General features: G+C 39.6%; 39 protein-coding genes. 23 read left to right on the top strand and 16 right to left on the bottom strand.

Going from position 1 to position 20,088, the window contains the following annotated elements; genetic code table 11:
* Positions 1-65: 65 nt before the first annotated feature.
* The 4 genes from GKR71_RS00175 to GKR71_RS00190 form a co-directional block, all read right to left on the bottom strand.
* Positions 66-839, bottom strand: coding sequence for a KilA-N domain-containing protein (locus GKR71_RS00175; protein ID WP_154633712.1), 774 nt, complete (start codon positions 837-839; stop codon positions 66-68).
* Between the two features lie 484 nt (positions 840-1,323).
* Positions 1,324-1,923 carry a DUF1133 family protein gene (locus GKR71_RS00180; RefSeq protein ID WP_154633713.1) on the bottom strand — a complete coding sequence of 200 codons (600 nt, stop codon included), beginning with the start codon at positions 1,921-1,923 and terminating at the stop codon, positions 1,324-1,326.
* Positions 1,920-2,120, bottom strand: coding sequence for a NinH (locus GKR71_RS00185; protein WP_154633714.1), 201 nt, complete (start codon positions 2,118-2,120; stop codon positions 1,920-1,922). The genes GKR71_RS00180 and GKR71_RS00185 overlap by 4 nt, the downstream gene beginning before the upstream one ends.
* A complete protein-coding gene (locus GKR71_RS00190; protein WP_154633715.1) occupies positions 2,110-2,703 on the bottom strand; it encodes a recombination protein NinG in 594 nt (197 codons plus the stop codon). The genes GKR71_RS00185 and GKR71_RS00190 overlap by 11 nt, the downstream gene beginning before the upstream one ends.
* Positions 2,704-2,729: 26 nt before the next feature.
* Between GKR71_RS00190 and GKR71_RS00195 the strand changes: the two genes are divergently transcribed.
* On the top strand, positions 2,730-3,035 hold the full coding sequence (locus tag GKR71_RS00195; RefSeq protein ID WP_154633716.1) for a hypothetical protein: 306 nt from the start codon (positions 2,730-2,732) through the stop codon (positions 3,033-3,035).
* Between the two features lie 202 nt (positions 3,036-3,237).
* Here GKR71_RS00195 and GKR71_RS00200 read toward each other — a convergent pair whose 3' ends face one another.
* From GKR71_RS00200 to GKR71_RS00245, 10 genes are all read right to left on the bottom strand, one after another.
* On the bottom strand, positions 3,238-3,711 hold the full coding sequence (locus GKR71_RS00200) for a recombination protein NinB (protein ID WP_154633717.1): 474 nt from the start codon (positions 3,709-3,711) through the stop codon (positions 3,238-3,240).
* Positions 3,712-3,719: 8 nt separating this feature from the next.
* On the bottom strand, positions 3,720-3,971 hold the full coding sequence (locus GKR71_RS00205; RefSeq protein ID WP_195848942.1) for a DUF4752 family protein: 252 nt from the start codon (positions 3,969-3,971) through the stop codon (positions 3,720-3,722).
* 171 nt (positions 3,972-4,142) lie between these two features.
* The gene (locus GKR71_RS00210; protein WP_154633719.1) at positions 4,143-4,391 is read right to left on the bottom strand and encodes a DUF551 domain-containing protein; all 249 of its coding nucleotides are present in this window, start codon (positions 4,389-4,391) and stop codon (positions 4,143-4,145) included.
* Positions 4,392-4,441: 50 nt separating this feature from the next.
* The gene (locus tag GKR71_RS00215; protein ID WP_154633720.1) at positions 4,442-4,690 is read right to left on the bottom strand and encodes a hypothetical protein; all 249 of its coding nucleotides are present in this window, start codon (positions 4,688-4,690) and stop codon (positions 4,442-4,444) included.
* Between the two features lie 11 nt (positions 4,691-4,701).
* The gene (locus GKR71_RS00220; protein ID WP_036976922.1) at positions 4,702-4,905 is read right to left on the bottom strand and encodes a hypothetical protein; all 204 of its coding nucleotides are present in this window, start codon (positions 4,903-4,905) and stop codon (positions 4,702-4,704) included.
* 25 nt (positions 4,906-4,930) lie between these two features.
* Positions 4,931-5,659: an ATP-binding protein gene (locus GKR71_RS00225; protein WP_154633721.1), complete on the bottom strand. Its 729-nt coding sequence runs from the start codon at positions 5,657-5,659 to the stop codon at positions 4,931-4,933.
* Complete coding sequence (locus tag GKR71_RS20250; protein ID WP_230084982.1) at positions 5,659-6,366, bottom strand: helix-turn-helix domain-containing protein; 708 nt, start codon at positions 6,364-6,366, stop codon at positions 5,659-5,661. Before GKR71_RS20250 ends, GKR71_RS00225 begins: the two co-directional genes overlap by 1 nt.
* A complete protein-coding gene (locus tag GKR71_RS00235; RefSeq protein ID WP_154633722.1) occupies positions 6,363-7,052 on the bottom strand; it encodes a phage antirepressor KilAC domain-containing protein in 690 nt (229 codons plus the stop codon). Before GKR71_RS00235 ends, GKR71_RS20250 begins: the two co-directional genes overlap by 4 nt.
* A 21-nt stretch (positions 7,053-7,073) precedes the next feature.
* Positions 7,074-7,418 (bottom strand): hypothetical protein, encoded by a 345-nt coding sequence (locus GKR71_RS00240; RefSeq protein ID WP_154600358.1) that lies wholly within the window; start codon positions 7,416-7,418, stop codon positions 7,074-7,076.
* 105 nt (positions 7,419-7,523) lie between these two features.
* Positions 7,524-7,709: a Cro/CI family transcriptional regulator gene (locus GKR71_RS00245; RefSeq protein ID WP_036960722.1), complete on the bottom strand. Its 186-nt coding sequence runs from the start codon at positions 7,707-7,709 to the stop codon at positions 7,524-7,526.
* 107 nt (positions 7,710-7,816) lie between these two features.
* Between GKR71_RS00245 and GKR71_RS00250 the strand changes: the two genes are divergently transcribed.
* The 4 genes from GKR71_RS00250 to GKR71_RS00265 all read left to right on the top strand — a co-directional run bounded on the left by GKR71_RS00250 (position 7,817) and on the right by GKR71_RS00265 (position 10,577).
* Positions 7,817-8,527, top strand: a complete 711-nt coding sequence (locus GKR71_RS00250) for a LexA family protein (protein WP_154600359.1) — start codon at positions 7,817-7,819, stop codon at positions 8,525-8,527.
* A 236-nt stretch (positions 8,528-8,763) separates the two neighbouring features.
* A complete protein-coding gene (locus GKR71_RS20255; RefSeq protein ID WP_154633723.1) occupies positions 8,764-8,931 on the top strand; it encodes a hypothetical protein in 168 nt (55 codons plus the stop codon).
* Positions 8,894-9,712, top strand: a complete 819-nt coding sequence (locus tag GKR71_RS00260) for a DUF6414 family protein (protein ID WP_154633724.1) — start codon at positions 8,894-8,896, stop codon at positions 9,710-9,712. The genes GKR71_RS20255 and GKR71_RS00260 overlap by 38 nt, the downstream gene beginning before the upstream one ends.
* A 694-nt stretch (positions 9,713-10,406) precedes the next feature.
* The gene (locus GKR71_RS00265; protein WP_154633725.1) at positions 10,407-10,577 is read left to right on the top strand and encodes a hypothetical protein; all 171 of its coding nucleotides are present in this window, start codon (positions 10,407-10,409) and stop codon (positions 10,575-10,577) included.
* 269 nt (positions 10,578-10,846) lie between these two features.
* Here GKR71_RS00265 and GKR71_RS00270 read toward each other — a convergent pair whose 3' ends face one another.
* The gene (locus tag GKR71_RS00270; protein WP_195848946.1) at positions 10,847-11,242 is read right to left on the bottom strand and encodes a hypothetical protein; all 396 of its coding nucleotides are present in this window, start codon (positions 11,240-11,242) and stop codon (positions 10,847-10,849) included.
* A 349-nt stretch (positions 11,243-11,591) separates the two neighbouring features.
* Between GKR71_RS00270 and GKR71_RS00275 the strand changes: the two genes are divergently transcribed.
* The 18 genes from GKR71_RS00275 (at position 11,592) to GKR71_RS00355 (ending at position 20,007) form a co-directional block, all read left to right on the top strand.
* Positions 11,592-11,807, top strand: coding sequence for a hypothetical protein (locus tag GKR71_RS00275; RefSeq protein ID WP_154633727.1), 216 nt, complete (start codon positions 11,592-11,594; stop codon positions 11,805-11,807).
* A 1-nt stretch (position 11,808) separates the two neighbouring features.
* Entirely contained in the window at positions 11,809-12,075 is a 267-nt protein-coding gene (locus GKR71_RS00280) for a hypothetical protein (protein WP_154633728.1), read from the top strand.
* Between the two features lie 91 nt (positions 12,076-12,166).
* Complete coding sequence (locus GKR71_RS00285) at positions 12,167-12,592, top strand: hypothetical protein (RefSeq protein WP_154633729.1); 426 nt, start codon at positions 12,167-12,169, stop codon at positions 12,590-12,592.
* A 207-nt stretch (positions 12,593-12,799) separates the two neighbouring features.
* Positions 12,800-12,976, top strand: a complete 177-nt coding sequence (locus tag GKR71_RS19845; protein WP_195848943.1) for a hypothetical protein — start codon at positions 12,800-12,802, stop codon at positions 12,974-12,976.
* Between the two features lie 10 nt (positions 12,977-12,986).
* Positions 12,987-13,460: a class I SAM-dependent methyltransferase gene (locus tag GKR71_RS00290; RefSeq protein WP_154633730.1), complete on the top strand. Its 474-nt coding sequence runs from the start codon at positions 12,987-12,989 to the stop codon at positions 13,458-13,460.
* Positions 13,457-13,663 carry a hypothetical protein gene (locus GKR71_RS20260; RefSeq protein WP_154633731.1) on the top strand — a complete coding sequence of 69 codons (207 nt, stop codon included), beginning with the start codon at positions 13,457-13,459 and terminating at the stop codon, positions 13,661-13,663. Before GKR71_RS00290 ends, GKR71_RS20260 begins: the two co-directional genes overlap by 4 nt.
* Complete coding sequence (locus GKR71_RS00300; RefSeq protein WP_230084980.1) at positions 13,660-14,586, top strand: recombinase RecT; 927 nt, start codon at positions 13,660-13,662, stop codon at positions 14,584-14,586. Before GKR71_RS20260 ends, GKR71_RS00300 begins: the two co-directional genes overlap by 4 nt.
* Positions 14,583-15,278 (top strand): lambda exonuclease family protein, encoded by a 696-nt coding sequence (locus GKR71_RS00305; protein ID WP_154633732.1) that lies wholly within the window; start codon positions 14,583-14,585, stop codon positions 15,276-15,278. Before GKR71_RS00300 ends, GKR71_RS00305 begins: the two co-directional genes overlap by 4 nt.
* On the top strand, positions 15,272-15,724 hold the full coding sequence (gene ssb / locus GKR71_RS00310; RefSeq protein WP_154633733.1) for a single-stranded DNA-binding protein: 453 nt from the start codon (positions 15,272-15,274) through the stop codon (positions 15,722-15,724). Before GKR71_RS00305 ends, ssb begins: the two co-directional genes overlap by 7 nt.
* Positions 15,725-15,784: 60 nt before the next feature.
* A complete protein-coding gene (locus GKR71_RS00315; RefSeq protein WP_195848944.1) occupies positions 15,785-15,949 on the top strand; it encodes a hook protein in 165 nt (54 codons plus the stop codon).
* A gap of 115 nt (positions 15,950-16,064) precedes the next feature.
* A complete protein-coding gene (locus GKR71_RS00320) occupies positions 16,065-16,757 on the top strand; it encodes a hypothetical protein (RefSeq protein ID WP_154633735.1) in 693 nt (230 codons plus the stop codon).
* A gap of 34 nt (positions 16,758-16,791) precedes the next feature.
* Complete coding sequence (locus GKR71_RS00325) at positions 16,792-17,040, top strand: hypothetical protein (RefSeq protein WP_154633736.1); 249 nt, start codon at positions 16,792-16,794, stop codon at positions 17,038-17,040.
* Positions 17,033-17,302, top strand: coding sequence for a hypothetical protein (locus GKR71_RS00330; RefSeq protein WP_154633737.1), 270 nt, complete (start codon positions 17,033-17,035; stop codon positions 17,300-17,302). Before GKR71_RS00325 ends, GKR71_RS00330 begins: the two co-directional genes overlap by 8 nt.
* A gap of 157 nt (positions 17,303-17,459) precedes the next feature.
* Positions 17,460-17,669 carry a winged-helix domain-containing protein gene (locus GKR71_RS20265; protein WP_154633738.1) on the top strand — a complete coding sequence of 70 codons (210 nt, stop codon included), beginning with the start codon at positions 17,460-17,462 and terminating at the stop codon, positions 17,667-17,669.
* Between the two features lie 144 nt (positions 17,670-17,813).
* Positions 17,814-18,002 carry a lipoprotein gene (locus GKR71_RS00340; protein WP_154633739.1) on the top strand — a complete coding sequence of 63 codons (189 nt, stop codon included), beginning with the start codon at positions 17,814-17,816 and terminating at the stop codon, positions 18,000-18,002.
* A gap of 54 nt (positions 18,003-18,056) precedes the next feature.
* Entirely contained in the window at positions 18,057-18,263 is a 207-nt protein-coding gene (locus GKR71_RS00345; RefSeq protein WP_154633740.1) for a DUF4060 family protein, read from the top strand.
* A 216-nt stretch (positions 18,264-18,479) separates the two neighbouring features.
* On the top strand, positions 18,480-18,716 hold the full coding sequence (xisR, locus tag GKR71_RS00350) for an excisionase family protein (protein ID WP_006661963.1): 237 nt from the start codon (positions 18,480-18,482) through the stop codon (positions 18,714-18,716).
* Between the two features lie 7 nt (positions 18,717-18,723).
* Positions 18,724-20,007 carry a site-specific integrase gene (locus GKR71_RS00355; protein WP_154633741.1) on the top strand — a complete coding sequence of 428 codons (1,284 nt, stop codon included), beginning with the start codon at positions 18,724-18,726 and terminating at the stop codon, positions 20,005-20,007.
* 20 nt (positions 20,008-20,027) lie between these two features.
* On the opposite strand, the gene GKR71_RS20490 is transcribed toward GKR71_RS00355, so the two are convergent.
* Positions 20,028-20,087, bottom strand: coding sequence for a flagellar hook-basal body complex protein FliE (locus tag GKR71_RS20490; RefSeq protein WP_442959404.1), 60 nt, complete (start codon positions 20,085-20,087; stop codon positions 20,028-20,030).
* Position 20,088: the final 1 nt, after the last annotated feature.

The following is a 20,088-nucleotide window of genomic DNA, read 5'->3' on the forward strand; positions in this document are numbered from 1 at the left end:
ATTCTGTGGCGGCGTATACGAAAAAGCCCCACATAAAGTGAGGCTTGTTATAAATAATTCATAATTTACTCTGGTGAGGGTAAAGCTAAGATAATATCATTTAGAAGGGGTAACGCCTCTGCATCTCTACCTTTGAAATAAGTTATAGATTTGTTTTTTATCCAGTTATTGATTTCATAATTAAACATAGTTATCAGCTCATTTGGATAAAGCCTAGCCTCTACCACTGGCCTTCTTCCGTCATCAAACTCATGCTCATAGGTGGGAAATGAATCTGGGTCATACCCTTTGGCTCTTAGGATGTCACTAAAAAATCTACCTAACGAGATATCTGGCATTAATTTTTGAGGCAACATGTACCCTCTACTTTCAAGGGGAGCAAGAAGCTTAAGCGTCATTTGATCAAGCATAGAAAAGTGGGTTGGAGGTATTTTTTCTCTGTTAATCATATATCGTCGGACATGGTATGGCATCGCAGACTGACTCTGCTTACCACCAGACATCCAATCAAATACCCATTTTGATACAAGAACTGCAAATTTTGGAGATGCCCACTGACCAAGATTTATAGCCACTTGAGGATGAACCCAAGTCCCTTGGATATAAGGATTTCCTCCCCTAACTATTTGAATTAATTCCGATGCCGGAATTCCGGTGTCGATAGACAGTTCGGAAATAAAAGCTTTTGATGATGCATTATCAAGGTAATGATTAAGCCGCTTGCCTGCTGCCTGACACATGGCTGTAGCATTAATATATCCATCATGCGCCCTTTGAGAAATAACAACATTATTTTCTTGCCTAGAAATTAATGGTAATTCTAACTCTAGTTGATTCATTACATCTCCTCGCAAAAAAGTCCACATATACTTTATGGCAAGCGAGATTAAAACTAAAGTGAAATTAATGTATATACGAAAAAAGCCGCACTATGCGACTTATTGAATGTGAACTTGTAAGGATTACTTACAGGTTGAATTAGCTGTGGAGGCAGGAGCCAATCCCTGCAATCTCGGTATTCGATGCGCTCTACCGCATTCCCAAGTTTCCTATTCCCGAGCATCAGGCTATTACTGGTGCTAACTGGCTTTAGCATTCTCCACAATGGTTAAGATGCGTCCTCCATGCTAAGCAAGGGTGATGTTACTAACCAAGACGCACCTTACCATTACAGAAAAGCCCCTACCGAAGTAGAGGCTCTATTTTGAACTTGTTAACCGCTCTGTGTTTTAATGCCGTGAGCTTATCACAGATATTACATGTAAATTTCGCGATATCTAGTCTTTCTTCTGCGAAAACAGCCAACATTGCATCGTTTGATTGCTAATGTTCCGGTTCCGCTCTTTTTATTGCGTAATATAACTCTTCCTCCAATATTTCAAGCGCCCACTCAATGCGCCGAGTGCATTGCTGAATACTAACCTCTTGCCCAAACCTTAATTCTCGAGCCATTTTTTGCGGGTATTTGCGATCACAATATCGTTTAATAGCTACATGACGAATTGGGTTGCTTAGCTTAAACGTCTTGTTAATGACTGATTCAATAAAAGCGGCATCATCTTGTTCTTTGGCGAGAGCGATGAGGTCGCTTAAACTACTTTTTGGATTTAGGATTTCGTGTGACTTTTTAAAAAGCTCATCACCTTTGTAACCCATCTTATGTAAGTCATTAACTACCTGAATAATACGTTTCCCTTCATTTTCATTCCAATCCGAGCGAACCATGAGCCGACCGATGACACTACACTCGCCACCTTCTGCGTAATCATCACCCCCATAGACCTTCCCCCACAAGAGAAGCATATATCTAACCCAAACACGTTGAGAGTCACTGATGTTTTTACGATGCCCAAACCATACCCTACGAATATCGCTTTTTTTGGCGTACTGAGTTAACAAATAGAATGGCTCATCTCTTTTCATAATTTATTACCCGATGTTCCACGCTGCCTGCACATTGTGAATAACTGCCCGCGCGATACCAAATGCTCACTACCATTCAGATCCCTTGCGAACTTCCTTACTGTCGCCCTATAAACGCCAAGCTCTCTTGCAACAGCGGTCATATTCCCGTAGTGCTTAATCAGCAACTCAGGGATGGTCGTAATTTCAGCCTGCATCTTTCAGCTCCTTCAGCCTCTTCCTGAAAACCTCTTTGATGGTTTTGCATTCATCAATAGTCCATTTGTGCCGCTCGTGATCACACTCGATGGACTCAACAGCTTGCTGCCCTATTCGATTAATAAGCTCAACGCGATATGGAACTAGATTCCCCGATTTATGCTGATTACAAACAACGCATTGACGATGAATGTTGCGCTCATCGAATCTCAGTTGTGGAGCCGCAGCGGCAGTCCGATAATGACCGGCATCCCACTGAGCAGATTGAAACGTTCCGCATGATATGCATGGCAAATCACGGTCTCTTTGTCTGATGTATGCGTTGACGGCTTGTTGTGCTTGTTTAATCCAATAACTGCGGGGTTTTACTGCTAACTTGCGGGCTTTGAGTTTATCGCGGGCTTTTACTTCTTTTTGCTTCTGTTCTTTCTTGAGTTTTGCTTCTAGTTTTTCTCTCTCCTTACTTCGTCGCTTGATTGCTAATTTAGCTCCACATTCTGGACTACACCATTCAATATTGGTAAGTTGAGGGTAATGCCACTTGTAGCATGTTTTACACTTTCGGCGATACTTTTTAAACATAATGACCTCAATAATAAGGATTATATATGAACAATGGTAGAGATGAGCTGTACCCTATATCTGGTAATTTTTCTAAAGCTGAGTTTCAAAATCTAGAGTCAGAATGCAAGGCTATTGAAAATAAGCTGAATATTTTTTACGGACCAAAAGATGGTGAAGAAGTTAATTATTTTTGGAATCCTATACGTGTTTATGTTCAGAGCTTTTCTGAATCTACTGAAGGGGTCATTCACAATGTTAGAATTGGAGTTCACAGCTCAGCAGCAATAGCTTGTGAGTCAAGAGACCAGCTTAAAACTCTTGGTTACGACGCGGGAAATTTACTTAATTAAGTTTTTTAATAAAAAGAGGGAGTTAATTAAATAACAATTTTCTCTCTCTTCCTCCGCTTCTTGGCAGCTCGGTTTATCTTTGCGTGACCTGTGATGCGCTTGGTTGATGTTTGGTAGCTACGTTGATGCTTGAAGTTGTTAGTCCATTGCGTGTCATGTATTGACAGTGACGCAAGAAAACGCGCCATTTTTGATATGATGTTCATCTCTCTTGCTGCTCCTTGAGTTTCTGTTTGTCACCGATGCGTTGCGCCCACTCCAATTCTCTTTTAGCGTCATCAGTGAATTTCACGCCATTTTGTGAGCCGAACCAGTGAGCACATTCGATAACATCCGCTATTTGTCTTACTCGCATTTTGCTAGTGCGTTCACCAAAATAAACAATGCCGCCACCTAGCCCGATAGCCGACCGTTGAGCACCACCGTTGACCTGTTTATTCAGTACGGTGATTAAATCCTTCCAATCCTCTTTATCGTACCTTTGACCATGCCATATGACCTGTTCAGACAAATCAGTAAGGGTTGCCCACATGCGGTCATTTTGTGCTTTGGTTCGTTTGGGTTCGGAGAGTTTTACTTCGTAGGGCTTGGCTGAATCTATTGGTAGGTTTTGTATTGCTTCGATGGCGTTCTGTCTGATGTTTTTGCTACTGAGATAGTATGTCTTTAGTGACATTTAACCTCCTATTGACGATAAATCATAATGACTAAACCGCCTTTGGTTGCGACCTTAATAGTCTGGTTATCTTTAATTTCGCCCAGTTCAAACGCATCGTACAATTCATCAACTGCCGCTTGCTTTCGCTCCTTTGATTTGCGTTTAAATAATTTGCTGAATATCAAACTTACGAACCAGCAAAACGCTTGTGTAACAATCCACACGTAGCCCATCATTGATAGCGTGGCTACTATCCATTTGTATGTTTCATCGCTCACTGTTAGCTCTCCTGTTCCATGCATCTATCGCTAAATGGGCTAGGCTTCTGTCAATATTTAAATGGCATGACGTGCAACAAACAACCCAATACTGCCTCTTCTCTGAATTACGTAATGCCAATGTGATATCGCCATTGCCGCACATTGGGCAGTTTTTAATCCTTTTGCTCATCATTCACCCTCTGGCATTGGTGGGAGTGGCATCCAGTGAGTTATTGGATAATCGTCATCTTCATAAAACTCATCGTTATCGCTGATATAATGGCAGTAAGAACGCGACCAGACCCAACCTTCAAAACCTGAGTCTGAACGCATGAACACATGCCATACAAACTTGCCATTCCAAAACCATCCTGCGAACACTGCCGTGTCTAGTTCAGGTAGTGAATCACTACACTTAACCCAATTAGTTCCCTGCATTAGATGCCTCCATCTGTTAACGTTGTTCCTTTCATCACTCAACACCTCGCTTAATTTCCGATATCTACGCTATGTAACTTTCCGCTACAGAACGGACAGAAGTTTAGGTGTGTTCGTTTTCCGTTGCCTTCATCGTAATAAACCGCTTCGCCAAGGCTATCTCCTGTCCATGTATCGACAGCTGAGTATTTAAATATCCCCTTGGTCTTACCATGTGGTGATTTTATCTTTGCTGCTTTGCGCATAAAGTCACACAGATAGCTTGCGTATTTTGTTCCGTTTGATTCGCATTTTTTCATCTTAGAAGTCCTTATGATTCCCACTCGTAGCCAACTTTAATTGCTTTGGCTTGCTCGAGAGTATTTGTCATCACTTTCGTGTTAGAAATATCGCCCCAACAATCACACTCAACTGGCGTTAGGTAATATTCATTTTCTGTTCCATCATCCGATTTGTAAGTGTGACGAACCGGATCACCTAATACCTTGGTGACGGTATGTGTTAATAAATTCATCTAGAAGTCCTTATGATTTGGTGTGTTACTTAACTTGGCTACGGTAGCTTTCCCATCCGAAATTAATCGTTGTCGGGCTACCCATTCTTAAACGGTCTATAACTCGCTCACCCAGTACCTTTGAAAGCTCTGCGAATGCTAAGTTAGTCAGTACTCCAACTGGCTTTTTGTTGGCTAACCTACGGTCTACAACTTGGAAAATAATCAAATCCTCGTTGAGGTTTCCACGTTGCACGCCAACGTCATCAAGCACTAATAAATCAACCTCGCACAGGTCATCGATTAATTTCGATTCTGATGTCTTGGCGTCATTCTGGTAGGTTTCTCGTACTCGCATCATCAGGTCTGGCAATGTAGCGATTAGGATGCTCTTACCGTGCTGTATGAGGTGATTTCCGATTGCTGCTGCTAAGTGATTCTTTCCGGTTCCTGCATTGCCGCTGAAGATGAACCCACCAAAGTTTTTGCCAAAGTTCTCAGCGTAATTTTTGGCTTTACGTAATGCGGTTTGCTGCTCAGGTGTGGTGACTTGGTAGTTATCGAATGTGCAATCTATGTGAAGCGGGTTTATTCCAGATCGACCCATGATTTTATTCAATCGAGTAACACGGTTTGCATCAGTGATCCGCTTTGAATCAATTTCGCCCTGCTCTCGTTGCCATGCCATGAGTTCTTCAGGTGTTTCAAACTTTGGCTTGATGTGTTCCGGCATCAGTTTTCTAAACCGAGCCAGTGCTTGCATTCCTGTGCTCATCAGAAGTTCTCCGGTATGAATTCTTGGGTTCGGCTAGGTGGCATAACTCGCTTAGATGGCGTCCAAGCTGGCTTGGTATTTTTGTTCTGGTAATTCAATTTCTGGCTAGCAGTGATAAACCAGTTTTTAGGCTTGTCAGCTCTAAACTCAATATCCAATCGTCTCAACTCATGTTCGAGGTCGATGTTTGAATACAGGTTTTGCCATTCAGTAAAATCCTTTTGGTTTAATCTGATTACCTCACCTTCGAATGCATACCTTGATTTAGCTGTCACAGCCAAAGGCTGGGTGTTATCTTTAGGTTCATTGACTGGTTCAAAAGAGTGACTGGTTCTGGGTGCAGATTTTTCACTAGGGGGTGGTGCAGATTTTTCACTAGGTTGGTGAAACTGTTTCACTACCTCTGGTGCAGATTTTTCACTATGGGGTGAAATTTTTGCACCATCTAAATTAAGAATATAAACATTAGATGAATTACCTTTTTCGCCACTTCTGTAAACCTTTCTGACCAATCCCTGTTCACACAAAGCATCGATGTGATTAATAACGCTTCGTCTACTTATTTCACATTGATCAGCTACATGTTGATATGATGGGAAGCACTCTCCTTTGTCATTGGCATTATCAGCTAGCTTTATCAGAACAAGCTTTCTTGATGGATTACCAACTTTTAACTGCATGGCTTTCGCCATTAATATCATGCTCACGCTGCCTCCAATTGCTCCATTGCCAGTAATCCAGCGATCCACTGAATTCCTTTAGGCGTGAATTTAACTTGCGTATAAGCGTGACCATTTATTTGATTCTCACCTGTTTTTACATCAAATCTACCTGCTTCAAGGTGCTCTGAGTAAGGTGTTAATTTTCCAGCCAACTTATACATAATTCGTTTTGAGATTAAAAAGTCTCTAAAGAAGTTTTCTTTAACTTTTAATAACTTGCTTGTTTCTCTAAATCCAAGTAAGCCAGTAGCCTGAACGTAGCGATCAACAAATTCAGCTTTAGGCGCTGCGATTGCTAATTGTTGCTCGACGATTTGTTTCTGTTCTGCTAAGTCTGCCGCCAGACGTAAAGCTTCTGGCAGCGTTTGAGGGATGAGAGGTTTTTGAGATTCAAGTTCTTGCCAGCGTTTAATAATCGCCATTCTTAACTTGATGCTGTAGCCAGAAATCAAACATAGACATTCTTCTTTGTTGAGTAGAAGCATTTGCTGCGTTCGGTTTTTGGTGTCTGTGTAATCTCCTAGCTTTTCAGGAGATTGAATTTCAACCAACATCTTGCGAATGTCAGTCATTACATTGTCGTGCCTCTTGCCTGTTAGGTCTGAAATCTCACGACTGCTCATGGTCACTTCGCCGTTGTATGTGTTTACTAAATTGGCTATTTGGTTCATAATTACCTCATTAGTTGTTGTTTAAATAAGTTCCATCTGAGCCTCATCGGTTGCCGCCTTTGAGGTTTTTCTTTTTAGCTTTCCTTTCCCTTCCAGAACCTGAATTAACCTTTCTGCATAGTCACCTTCAATAACTACGCTTCTAGACTTCTCAGGCATTGATACAGCTTCAGTAGGTAAGCCATAACGAGCTATAGCCTTACAAGCCAAGCTGAATATGCGACTCTTCTCTCTACTAGCTGAACTCGGGTGAATACCCATTGCTTTAGCGAACCCGTCATTTCCATCTTTAAACATCATTTGAAAGAAATAGGTTTCGAGTGTTTCTGGTTTACATGTGATTTTGATATTTTTTGCTGTGTCCATTTGTTAAATTCCTTTTGACGTAGTTAGTCCGTTGCTCACGATCCTGTGAGTTAAGTTTGCACACGATGCATGTGCTTTGGGCGATATTGTTAAAGAGCGAGTGAATTACTTTTTACTGCTAGGGAATGGTTTAATTTCAATTGCCTGAACACCATTCTCTGTTGATGTTAATAAAATATTTCTACCCTCTCTTAGGGCTTTGCTAATTGCGGTCTGATGAACCCCAATTAAAGATGCTGCTTTTTCCTGACTGTTTTCTTTTACAAACTCAGATAAGGGAATTCTTTCCATGGTTAATCTCCTTTCTATTCCACAACACAATAATACTGAAAGTATTAATAAAGGTCAATACATATGGTATTAACACTTTTAATAGCATTGGTATTAGAATTGACGCTATGAGTTCTAAAAATAAATTGACGACAGAACAGCTTGCCGATGCTAATCGACTAAAAGCTTTGTATGAGTCCAAGAAAAAAACACTAGGCATTACTCAACAGCAAATTGCTGATATGTTGGATATTAGCCAGGGTGGTGTTGGTCATTATCTGAATGGAAGAAACCCACTTAATGTTCAGATTGCCTCTGTTTTCTCTAATATACTTCAAGTCCCTATCAGTGACTTTAGTCCGGTTTTAGCTAAAGAAGCAGAGATGATCACAAATGCGCTATCGCCTAACGTGTCAAACCCTAGACCATATAGACCTGCACCTAAATACCCTGTAATTAGCTGGGTGCAAGCTGGGTCATGGAACGAAGCATGTGAGCCTTACACGTTAGATCAGATTGATGAGTGGTATGAATCAGAAGTGCACGTGCAAGGCGCTGCGTTTTGGCTGAGAGTTGAAGGTGACTCAATGACGGCATCATCAGGACAAAGTGTGCCAGAGGGTTCACTGGTCTTAGTGGACACTGGCAGAGAGCCAATAAATAACAGTTTGGTAATAGCGAAACTGACTGACTCAAACGAAGCCACATTCAAAAAACTAGTTATTGATGGCGGTCAGAAATTCTTAAAGGGATTAAATCCTGCGTGGCCTATAACGCCAATAAACGGAAACTGTAAGATCATCGGCGTGGCTGTTCAGATGATGATGAAGCTTGTCTAGTGCCTGACGACACGTTTTAATATGAAGAGACTGCTAGAGCTGATATCCAACGCTAACATAATGATACTGCTAGTTGTTATAGCGGTGCTGGATATCATTCTATTGTTACTGATTGTTTTTGATGGCTGACGGCACGTTTTAGGGTGTGGTACTACTTATTTTACAGCTTACTCATTAGGTTGATTTTTATACTGCGAGGGCATATATTATATTTACCCACGCAATGAGGTTTAGCCATGTTTAATTTATTAAAAAGGAAAGATAAAAAACAACATCTTGATGATGTTGAAGATATCTTATCAGAAATTAACAAGACTAAAGAAAAAGTGAAAAAATCTCAAAAGGATGTCGAGGAGGATATTGAGCGTGGGTCAAGAATCACAAAGCATAGATTTACTCTATGATTATTTTTATCAAGATTCAGAACGAATTAAATCTTTAATTTCGCAAATGGATAATGGCGGTCTTCAGATATCCTTTAAAACAGTAAAAACTTCATCAGATAAATCATCTCATAATGCATCTGTAAAGATTCCGTTCGTTAAAGCTGGGCTATCAGCAGAAGATTCAGCAGCAAAAAGTAGCGAAAAATCTTATGACTCAACCTTTAATCACCCCCTGAATTTACTTAGTATTCTTCAAAAAAATGAAATGCTAAAGACAAGTCTATCTACGTGTGCCTTAGGGGATGTGGTTCTCATAAATGGTTCCATAAGTGTCTTTGATACAAAGATGGCAGTTGATGCAATGCCGTTTCTTAAAAAGATGATGACAACTGTTAATGGGGCAAACAAAGGAAAAAGAGATAAAGAGATGGAGAATGCCATAAAGCACTCTGTCGATATGTTGTCTATACTTCCGACATCGACCCAAATAGATCTGGTTGATACAGAAAAAAATTCTGTTTGGATGTCTGTTGATGCTAATAATTTGACGATCAATACAGGCGATATTGTATTAAAATACGGAGCCAAGATACCAGGCACATGGTATATGCTAGGTATTGTAGACGCGAAACCAGATACTCAATATGACGATGATGACAACTTTATTGATAATGCCATTCATCACAATGACCTGAAAAGTGGGTTTGTTGAGATGTTTGACTTAATAAAATCTATGGCAGGAAGACCTAGTGAAGCTTATGGCATCACTCCTATAATAATTTTCAGGTCAATATCCTAAGTCCTACACAGCCCTCCCCGCGAGGGCTTTTTTGTGCCCGCAATTCCCCGTAAGTGTGATTTTCATCGCAAGATAAATAATTTTTGAAAATAAATTCTGTTTAAATTCAATCAAGTAATACTTTTGGTATTTATTTTAATATCATTAGTATTGACTGTGATTAATACCTTTAGTATTATTAATTTCATCAAAGGCAAGCAGCATGAAATATACGCCGAGTTCTTTAACAATTTGGATATCACACCTGATGCTGAGCGGAGAGATCTGCGTAACTCAGTTCCCTGACAATCCCCAGCCTTCAAGGGGGCATGGCATTCTCGGGCAAGCGGCGGACAGTGTCGGGTGTGAGCTAACTTTGGGATTGGTGAATGCTAAGGCTGATTAGCAAGATTTTGCGGTTACTCGATGTGCAGCGATTACGATAAAAATGCAAACCGTAACGTAGGAGTTCAGTGCCTACCACCAATCACCAAAGTTAACTAGGAGGAAATATGAACTCTAAGAAACGACAGGAAAGACGACGCAAGGCATGGATTGCTGAGCGTACAAATAAGCCTCATACGGCATATAACGGCACGGACTGCCCGATAGCAAACTTGGTACTTGAACTAAAATCAGCACCAGACACACGCAAGCAACCACGGCTACGCAAGCCGATTATGAGTGATGGAAGCATCACAGCAAGGGGATGAGCATGAAAATTACAGTAAAAGTAACAGATGGCGAACTCATGGAGATGGAGCTAACAGTTGAGCAACTGGAACATTCGATAGTTGTTGCCCTTGATGCTCATCGTGATTATGCAGGATTCACCGTGGAGGCAAATATTGTCGATTGGGATGATGAGGAAGTGTTCGCTAGTTAACTAATTACAGTCCATCAAGGTGGGCTGTGGTGAGATAGCTTTTTTGACAGCACGACAATAAACCAAAGGCGATAAATCGGTCTCGCCATAGATGTAAGTACCGTTTGAATCGGAGGATTTATGTAGTGATTAAACTTAACGTATCTAAATAAATTAAATATGCAGGTGCCATGGTCTGTGAGACCCGCAGCCTAGAGCGATATCTAGGCAACTAACCAGAGTTTATTACTTAGTGGGCTGTGGTGAGTTGATTAATAGATAGTAGAGGGCTACTTAGATTTAAGCGAATCAACGCAACTTATTAGCGCGTTAGCTGCATCAATTTGCTCATCGTTTATTGATAGATATATTTTATCTTTAACCATGTCATCTACACTAACATGACCATATTCATAACTTAGTATGCGAATAACACCGTAACTATAACCAGTCAAAGATGCTTCATTTTTCACATCTATTGACCTTGTCATTTTTACACTCAATTTCTTTGTGTCATATATGTCATTTTTTAGCTCAGTAAAGTAAATATCCTTACATTCAACAGAGAATCCTTTCTCACCACTAGAGTCTGGCGTAAATGACATACAAACATCATCAGGCTTGCACTGATTAGCAGCCATTACAGATGTAGAGAATAAGAGCGCAGCAACAGTAATTAGTTTCATAATCATAAATCCATTTATTTAAGTTAAATGGAGTATACCAGCATTTTAGTTAATAACGGAGGGAGCATGACAATACATGAGTATCACAATGGAAATCTACCCATGCCGAAGTTATTTAGACCTATTCGAGTCGAGTTTGATTCGCTGACCGGCTATGGTGGATATGAACATTGGGTTACTACAATCAGGTATGTAAGACGAGTTAAACACGCTGATGGTTGGCGCTGGCAGTTGGTCAGGACTAATCATAAGGATCTAGATAGATGGGATTACTACCTAGATTCAGACAGGGAAGCCCTTAACGATATCAATTATGAATACGGACTGATGAAATAGTTTAGGAGGGAGTATGACAGAACAATACGAATATGCATCGATTCGCGTAGAAATGGCTAGTGATGCGACTATCAGGGATTATTTCGCCAACGCGGCTATGCAAGGCGATTTAGCTTCACAAAGCGCAGAACTCGGTCATTTCCCAAATGATATTTCAGATGAGCACTTAGTTAACAGGGCTAATTTCTACTACCGCATGGCAGATGCAATGTTAAAGGCTAGGGGGTGATATGCAGAATAAATTTGTACATTTATTTGAAAGTGGAAATTACCAGTTACTTGTAAAAAAGACCGAAAGTGGCGATGGTAAGCCAAAATTATCACTAATCACCCAATATGATGGTGCAGAAGTAGATTTCGGTATTGTAATGAACAATGAGGATGACCTTGATAATGCATTTAATAACTATGAGCAAATCAAGGCTGGAGCTGAAAAGTACTTAAATGAATTAAACCAGTCAACATCTCTGCAAGACTTCATTAAGCGTATTTATTAGCAATCGCAAAATCCATCGGTCAGCAGTAACCCACCACTTAATCATTCATATCGCTATTAATAGTGAGGAATACGCACATAAGGAATTAATTATGAGTAACTTCGGATATTGCGAAGGAGACACCTGTTTGCGTAATGGGTGCCAAGGAACCATAGAACGGCATCCAGTGAATAATTGCTCTTGTCATTTAAGCGCTCCTTGCAGTGCCTGTACAGAGCCTAGCGGATACTGCGATGAGTGCGGATGGGAAGAATCAGAAGATGAAATCATTAATGACTATGTTGTCAGTACAGACAAAGCTACTGGAGCTTATCGCTCATGGGAGCCTAGAAAATTAGACCCGACAAAACTGGATTACCACAGCAAGCCACATTCAAGCTGCTCAATGATTAAAGAAGGCGTTTATCCAGACGGAATGGATAAAGAAGAAGTTAGGAAAGAAGTTATTGGCACGTTTGGCGGTAGGTTTGAGCACTTTGGCAATGGAAAATTTAAATATATAGCCTACACGGATTAAGTAACCCACCGCACCAACACCAGAACCTAAATAACAATCGCTATCGCAAGATTAGCGCAGGTTTCGCACATCCAGAGGTAAGCATGAATATTGATAAATACAAACTTTGTTTAGCTCAATCACAAGCTGGAATTGCACGTTATCTCAAGGATGAGAGCGGATGGAGCGAAGCAAACGAAACATTAAAAACAGCATACGGAGTACAACATGAACGCAAAGCAGAAGCACGCAAAACAGCAGATATTCACCCTACTTCGCGAGTCTGAAATGACAAATGAGCAAATCGACGACTTAGTTTTCCAATGGAAAATGAAAGCATCGATGGAGCGCACAAATCTCATTCAGCATGAAATTAACACTCGTGGAGCAAAAGCATTCACGTAAGGAGATAGTCATGCGTCCTATTTTGGATATGTGTTGCGGTAGTCGCATGTTTTGGTTTGACAGGCAAGACAACAGAGCAATTTACAGCGATATAAGGGTAGAAAAACACATTCTATGTGATGGCAGGAAGCTAAATATAACACCAGATATTATCGCTGATTTTAAAAACCTCCCCTTCCCTGACAACTCATTCCATCAAGTTGTATTTGACCCACCTCACTTAATTCGCGCTGGCCACAATGGTTGGATGTTTAAAAAGTACGGTCGATTAAATAAAGAATCTTGGAAAGAGGATTTAGCGAAAGGATTTAGTGAAGCATTTCGAGTGCTGCGGACAAACGGAACATTGGCTTTCAAGTGGAACGAAACTCAAATCCCAACAAAGCAAGTATTAGCCCTTACTGACTATAAACCAACGATAGTTCAGCGCGTCGGCAAGAACGATAAGACTCACTGGATATTATTCATTAAGGACGCCGCATGAGAATTTCAGAGTATGAAAATTTCGTCACCATTCCAGACCGTGAGCACTTAGCAAATCAGGATGATGAGCTAACTAATGAAATGGCTCAGAGGTTTTATGATGCCCTTCCCTCATCGGTAATACAGAAAATGAGCACTCAAGAATCAGATGAAGCATGGAACGCTTTTTTTGAGGCTGCAAAAAGCGAAAGGAGGCTATTGTGAGTACAGCAGTTCAAAAGGTATATGAAATTATTAACCCGCTCAAAACGGAATTTGAGCAGGTATGCAGCGAACCCAGCATAGCATTTAAAAGGGAGTCTGAATTTGCTATGCAGATATTTGCTAATAATGATTTTCTGGCGAATGTCGCAGTGAATAACGTTGTTTCAGTTCGAAGTGCTGTAATGAACATTGCGGCGATTGGTATTAGCTTAAACCCAGCGCAAAAACTAGCTTACTTAGTACCTCGTGATAAGAAAGTATGCCTAGATATTAGCTACATGGGATTAATGCATATAGCCCAGCAGTCAGGTGCCATTAAGTGGTGCCAATCAAGCGTTGTACGCCAGAATGATAACTTTCAGCTCACATCAATAGATACCGCACCTCGCCACGAATACAACGCCTTTGCCACACAAGAGCAAAGAGGTGAAATAGTCGGAGCTTACACGGTAGTTAAAACAGAAGATGGCGACTACTTAACTCATACAATGGCTATTGCAGATATTTATGCAATTCGTGATAGGTCATCAGCTTGGAAAGCTTGGATATCCAAAAAGGCAAAATGCCCTTGGGTTACAGATGAAGAACAAATGATTCTGAAAACTGTTGTTAAACAAGCCGCTAAATACTGGCCTCGCAGAGAACGACTAGACCAAGCAATTGACTACGTTAACACCGAAGCTGGCGAAGGTATCGACTTTAAAAGCGAACAGTCACAGCCTCGTGATGTCACTCCCGCAAGCGAACAGCAAATGGAAGATATCACAGACCTAATGATTAAGGTTGATGGTGAATGGAGCGATACATTTATGGAATTCATCAGCAAGAAATTCAATCGCCCGATTACCCACCCTGAACAAATAACTGTGTTTGAAGCGAACGTAATCATCGACATGCTAAGGAAAAAGGCAGAAGGAAAATGATTAACAATGACATCATTCTAAGCAAAACAGGCATCGATTTAACCAAAGTAGAGCAAGGAAGCGAAGAGTGGTTGTCAATCAGACTCGGAGTTGTAACCGCCTCTGAGGCATGGAAAGTCATCTCTAAACCAAGGTCTGGCACTAAATGGTCAGACACAAAGAAAACATATTTAAACACCCTTATTGGTGAAGTTTGTACGGGAGTTTACAAGGAAGTATCAGCAAGGACGCTGGAATGGGGTAAAACCTACGAATTAGAAGCAAGGATGACATTCGAGTTTTACACCGGATTAACGGCAAAGGAAGTGCCAATAATATTCAAAGACGAGCAACTACGGATAGCTTGCTCACCCGACGGCATTTGCAGTGATGGCTCAGGATTAGAGCTTAAATGCCCGAATAACACGGACGTATTTATCGACTTAGCATTGAACGGAATCGATGCAATGAAAAAGGAATATGTGGCTCAAGTTCAATATTCCATGTGGGTTACAGGTAAGGATATCTGGCACTTTGCAAATTTTGACCCACGAATGCCAGCAGGAAAAGAAATCGCATATTTCCCTGTGGAGCGTGACGAAAAAATGATGAAAGAATTCGACGAATCAGTACCCGAATTCATTGAAGTAATGGATCAGGGTTTAAATAAATTAGGCATTCAATTTGGCAATCAGTGGGGTAAGCCATGTTAAACGAAGTAAATATTATTGGTCATCTTGGTAATGATCCTGAAATTCGATACCAACCTAGCGGCGATGCTATCGCAACTATGTCCATCGGATGCTCCGAGCGTTGGAAAGACAAAAAAACGGGTGAGCAAAAAGAAAAAACTGAATGGATACGTGTTGTTGTGTTCGGAAAACTAGCTGAAAACGTTGGTGAGTACCTTAAAAAAGGCTCGCTAGTTTTTGTGAAAGGGAAATTCAGAACTAGAAAATGGCAAGACCAGTCAGGACAAGATAGATATTCGACTGAGGTCACTGTGGGCATGGATGGCATCGTGAAGTTTCTAGACAAGAAACCACAATCACAATCCACGCAACAACAAGGTGGATGGGGGCAACCGCAACAGCCAAAACAACCACAGACACAACCTCCCGAACCACCATTAGATTTTGATGACGATATCCCATTCTAACCCTTCCCTATGTGATTTAACCAAAGGATATATTTGCAAGGATGCAAACAGGAGATAGATATGAACATTGAACAGTTACAAGAAGAAAACGCGAAGTTGAAACAAGCCATTACTGATATCTACCGCAACTGTGAAGAATGTGAATTTGACGGAAGCGGAACTTATTATGCAGTAGAACAAGACCACGTTAATGATGCGTATGAGTTAGTGGAGCCAACGGAATAATTTAACTCGCAGGGATGCAATGAAAGTGAAGACACATATGTATTGATTCAGTCTTTTCATAGTGGATTAGTCACATGGATGTGAGTATGATTCCAGCTTTAAGTAAGGAGTGGTTATGAATAGAAGTTGGTTGTTATACATAGCTTTGGGAGTCGCTATTTTTTTTGCTATAACTTACGCAATTTTCTTTTATTGGAATATTGATAACAATAATAAATGGAGTACATTTTTTAGCTTTACATCTACATTTGGTATAGTAGCTACCATTGTTGTTTATTGGCTAGGTAAAGCAGATTTAGACAAAAAAGAAAAACGCTCAAATGAAATAAACTTAAAATCGATTAGCACTAGATTAAATCATCAAATTAAAATAAACACACATATAACGGAGCAATTGAAATCTCTATGTGAAAACATTATCAATAACGGAGAATATTTAGATATTAAATTTCATATAACAAATAATTTTTTACTTGTCGCGACAAGAGACAAAAGGCTTAATCTTATATGGAAGAATCCTTATGAACCATTTTCCATAATTGAAATATCACCTAAAGAATTAGAAGTCATATATAAAGAGTTAACTATATTATCAAATAACCAACTCTTAATCGATTTGTTTAGTGAGTTTATAATTGACGCATATGACATACTATACGACTCAACACTTCTTATTAAAAAAATAACAAGTGAATATAAAGTAGATAGTTTGTATAGCACAGTAATTAATTTAAATAATGCTTGTGATTCATTTTTAGAAAGGCAAGAAGAAATAAAAGATAACTTATCAAAACTCACCCTGCACTAGCAGGGTTTTTTATACCTAAAATTCAGGAATAAGCATGGATAAATCAAGGCAGCAATTTGAAGAGTGGCGCAGTAAGAATAAATCATCAACGATAAATCTATTCGATGTATGGCAAGCATCACGCGAGAGTTTAATCGGCACTGAGGTTTCTATTGATTTAAATTTACCAACCGACCCACACCATAGAATATTCGGCAATATAAATGGTTTTAATCAAAGTAATCATGAACTAGTTATATTAATTGAAGCCAATGAAGACGGAGTGAAAATAAAAAATGGATAAAAACGAAATTAGAGTTTTGACTTCTTATGTTAAAGGTATGATTGCAGATAACAAGGAGCAAGAAAAGAATGTCATTATTGCTTTGTGTGATGAGCTAGAGCGAATAACTGATTTAGAGCCTGTTGCTTGGATGTACCCTGTATTTCATGATGATAAAATGCAATTCACCACTGATGCTGTTACATCTGAAAATATAGATATTCATTTTCAATCTCATGGTTCACCATTTAAAGTAACCCCACTCTACCGCCTGGATAAATAATCATGCAAATAATCGGATATGTATTACTCATGCTAATACAGGGTTCTGCTGTGCCTGTTACAGAGAGAATATACACACAGCAAGAATGCTAGAGCCGTGCTATGCAGATAATGCAGGTGCGGGATGTTGAGATAGTTTGTAGCGAGGTGATTAGATAATGTATGAAGAGCAAATTATAAAATTATTGTCAGAAGAACGCTGGTTATGCTCTTGGCTTTTAAGGCATCGATTGGAAAAGCGTTACGACATTAAAATTACTAATAAAGTTCTGAGGAGGCATTTAAGCACTTTAGAAAATAAAGGCATTGTTAAACGTGACCCACTTTATTCACGAAGTAATTCTATATTTTGGGAGTTGGTTAAATGAAATTTAAAGTCGGCGATAGGGTATCTCATGTATATTTTGGCAGTGGTCGCGTTTCAGACTCTAACCATGAACATAAAAGGCTTTGCATAATATTTGATGATGGATTAGTGATTGTATGTAGTGTTTATAATTTGGAGCTAATCAATGAATAAATTAATAATTACTGCTGTTGCAATATTATTCTTATCTGGTTGTACTGAGCTAAAAGAAGGCTCTGCTATCGACATGTATCATGATGACCAAAGACATGTTACATGCTATGTGTATAAGTCAGGATATGCAGGAGGTATTTCTTGCATCCCTGATGATCAGTTGCCTAATTATAGTAAGTAACTTATCAAGTAAAATATCGGAATTAATTAAATAGCATATTAAACGGAGCGGATAATGAAACTCATCATTCGCGGCGAAGTCACGCCCACTGAAAGGATTGCTATTAATGCGGCACTGGAAGCCCACAAAAAGAATCATAGTCGAACCGGAATAATCGTTAATCACAAAATAAAGATAGGAAAGAATATCTACCCTGTCGAAATTCAAAACTGTCAAAAGTCTTATATGGTAACAATGAGAAATAAAAGGCAGAGGATATGACACCATAGGAACATGAAAACGGATTGCGAGCAGTGGCAAGGAAATGCCACACGGAACTAAAAAATTACGACAAAGTAACCAACGAAATATCAACCAAAACTCTACTCAAGCACCTACCCGAATTCACTAAATATTTACCACCCGATAAGAAACTAAAGTACACGCCTAATATGTGGCTCAATCACTACGTCATGACGATAGATAGGGAGATTAATAATGGATAATGTTGTTCTTCTAACCCCAAGCAAGTGGGTTACTGAAGATGTGCTTATGATGATTACTGGCATGCGCTCAGGAACAATCAAATCAGCGCGGAAAAAGTCCTGGGCTGCTGGCAGGGAATATCTTCACATTTCACCGGACGGAAGCCCTAAAGAAAATTCAGAATGCATGTACAATCATGAGGCGATCATAAACTGGATCGAGAAGCAAAGAAATTCACAACCTCAATAGGTGCATTATGAAAATAAAATACCCAACAGGTGTTGAAGTACATGGTAAAAGCCTTCGTATATCATTTACATACAAAGGAAAGAGAGTAAGGGAAACTCTTGGCATACCTGACACCACAAAAAACAGAAAGTTAGCAGGTGAGCTAAGGACAGCCATCTGCTACAAAATAAAAACTGGCGCTTTTGATTACTCGGTTGAATTCCCTGAGTCAAAAAATATCAGCACATATAGCTCTGGCGATAGAGTGATAACCTATGGTGAATTAGCTAACAAGTGGATAGAAATTAAAAGCGTTGAAATATCGTCAAGCACATTAAAAAAGTACATCACTATTTTAAATGCAGTATCTAATTTTATTAATACAAAAAGAAACGTATCAACATTTAAAACTGAGGATATTTTATTAATACGAAATAACTTATTAACATCGCCAACTTTGGATAGAGGGCATAAAACAAACAAAATAGGTAGAACAGTTCCAACAGTAAATAATTACATTGGATTGCTTAGGCATATTTTTAATTTTGCTTTTGATAATGGATATATAAACACAAATATATTCTCATCAATAAAGCCATTGAAAAAAGATAGACCAAAGCCAGACCCAATAACACAAAATGAGTTTCCTAGACTTCTGAGCGCCGCTAACAATGAGCAGTCTAGAAACATGTTAATTACATCTGTGTATACAGGGTTGAGACCGGGGGAACTTTGTTCGCTTGCTTGGGAAGATATAGATTTCACTGAGAAAACACTAACAGTAAGAAGAAATCTATCGATAGTGGGTGAATTTACATTTCCAAAAACTCAGGCAGGAACAGATAGGGTTATTTATATGCTTGACCCTGTTATTGAGTGCTTAAAATCTCAAATGGTCTTAACTAGAATGACTCAACCAGAGATTGTTAATGTATCAACAAGGGAATTCGGTAAATCAAGAGAGGATACATGCACTTTTATTTTTCAACCAAACATCGTTGCAGCGAATGGGTTGAAAACAAAATTCTACTCTCCGGGTGGGTTTGGTCAAATATGGAACTATCTGGTAAGAAAATCAGGAATTAGACACAGAAAAGCATATCAGACAAGGCACACATACGCATGCTGGATGCTATCGGCTGGAGCCAACCCTGCATTCATTGCAACGCAAATGGGACACGCATCATCAAAAATGGTTCATGATGTATATGGCGCATGGATGACAGAAAATGATGCTAGCCAAATTGATATTTTGAATAGAAATGCCCCATCACTGCCCCACAAAGGCAATGACAAGGCAGTTAATTCATAATATTCAAATAGATAAACCAATCACACTGGCATTGACATGATCTCTTGATACGCTGCTACCAGCTTATTACGCACCTGAATG

The sequence above is a fragment of the Providencia sp. wls1922 genome, assembly GCF_009706505.1.
GTDB lineage: Bacteria > Pseudomonadota > Gammaproteobacteria > Enterobacterales > Enterobacteriaceae > Providencia > Providencia lanzhouensis.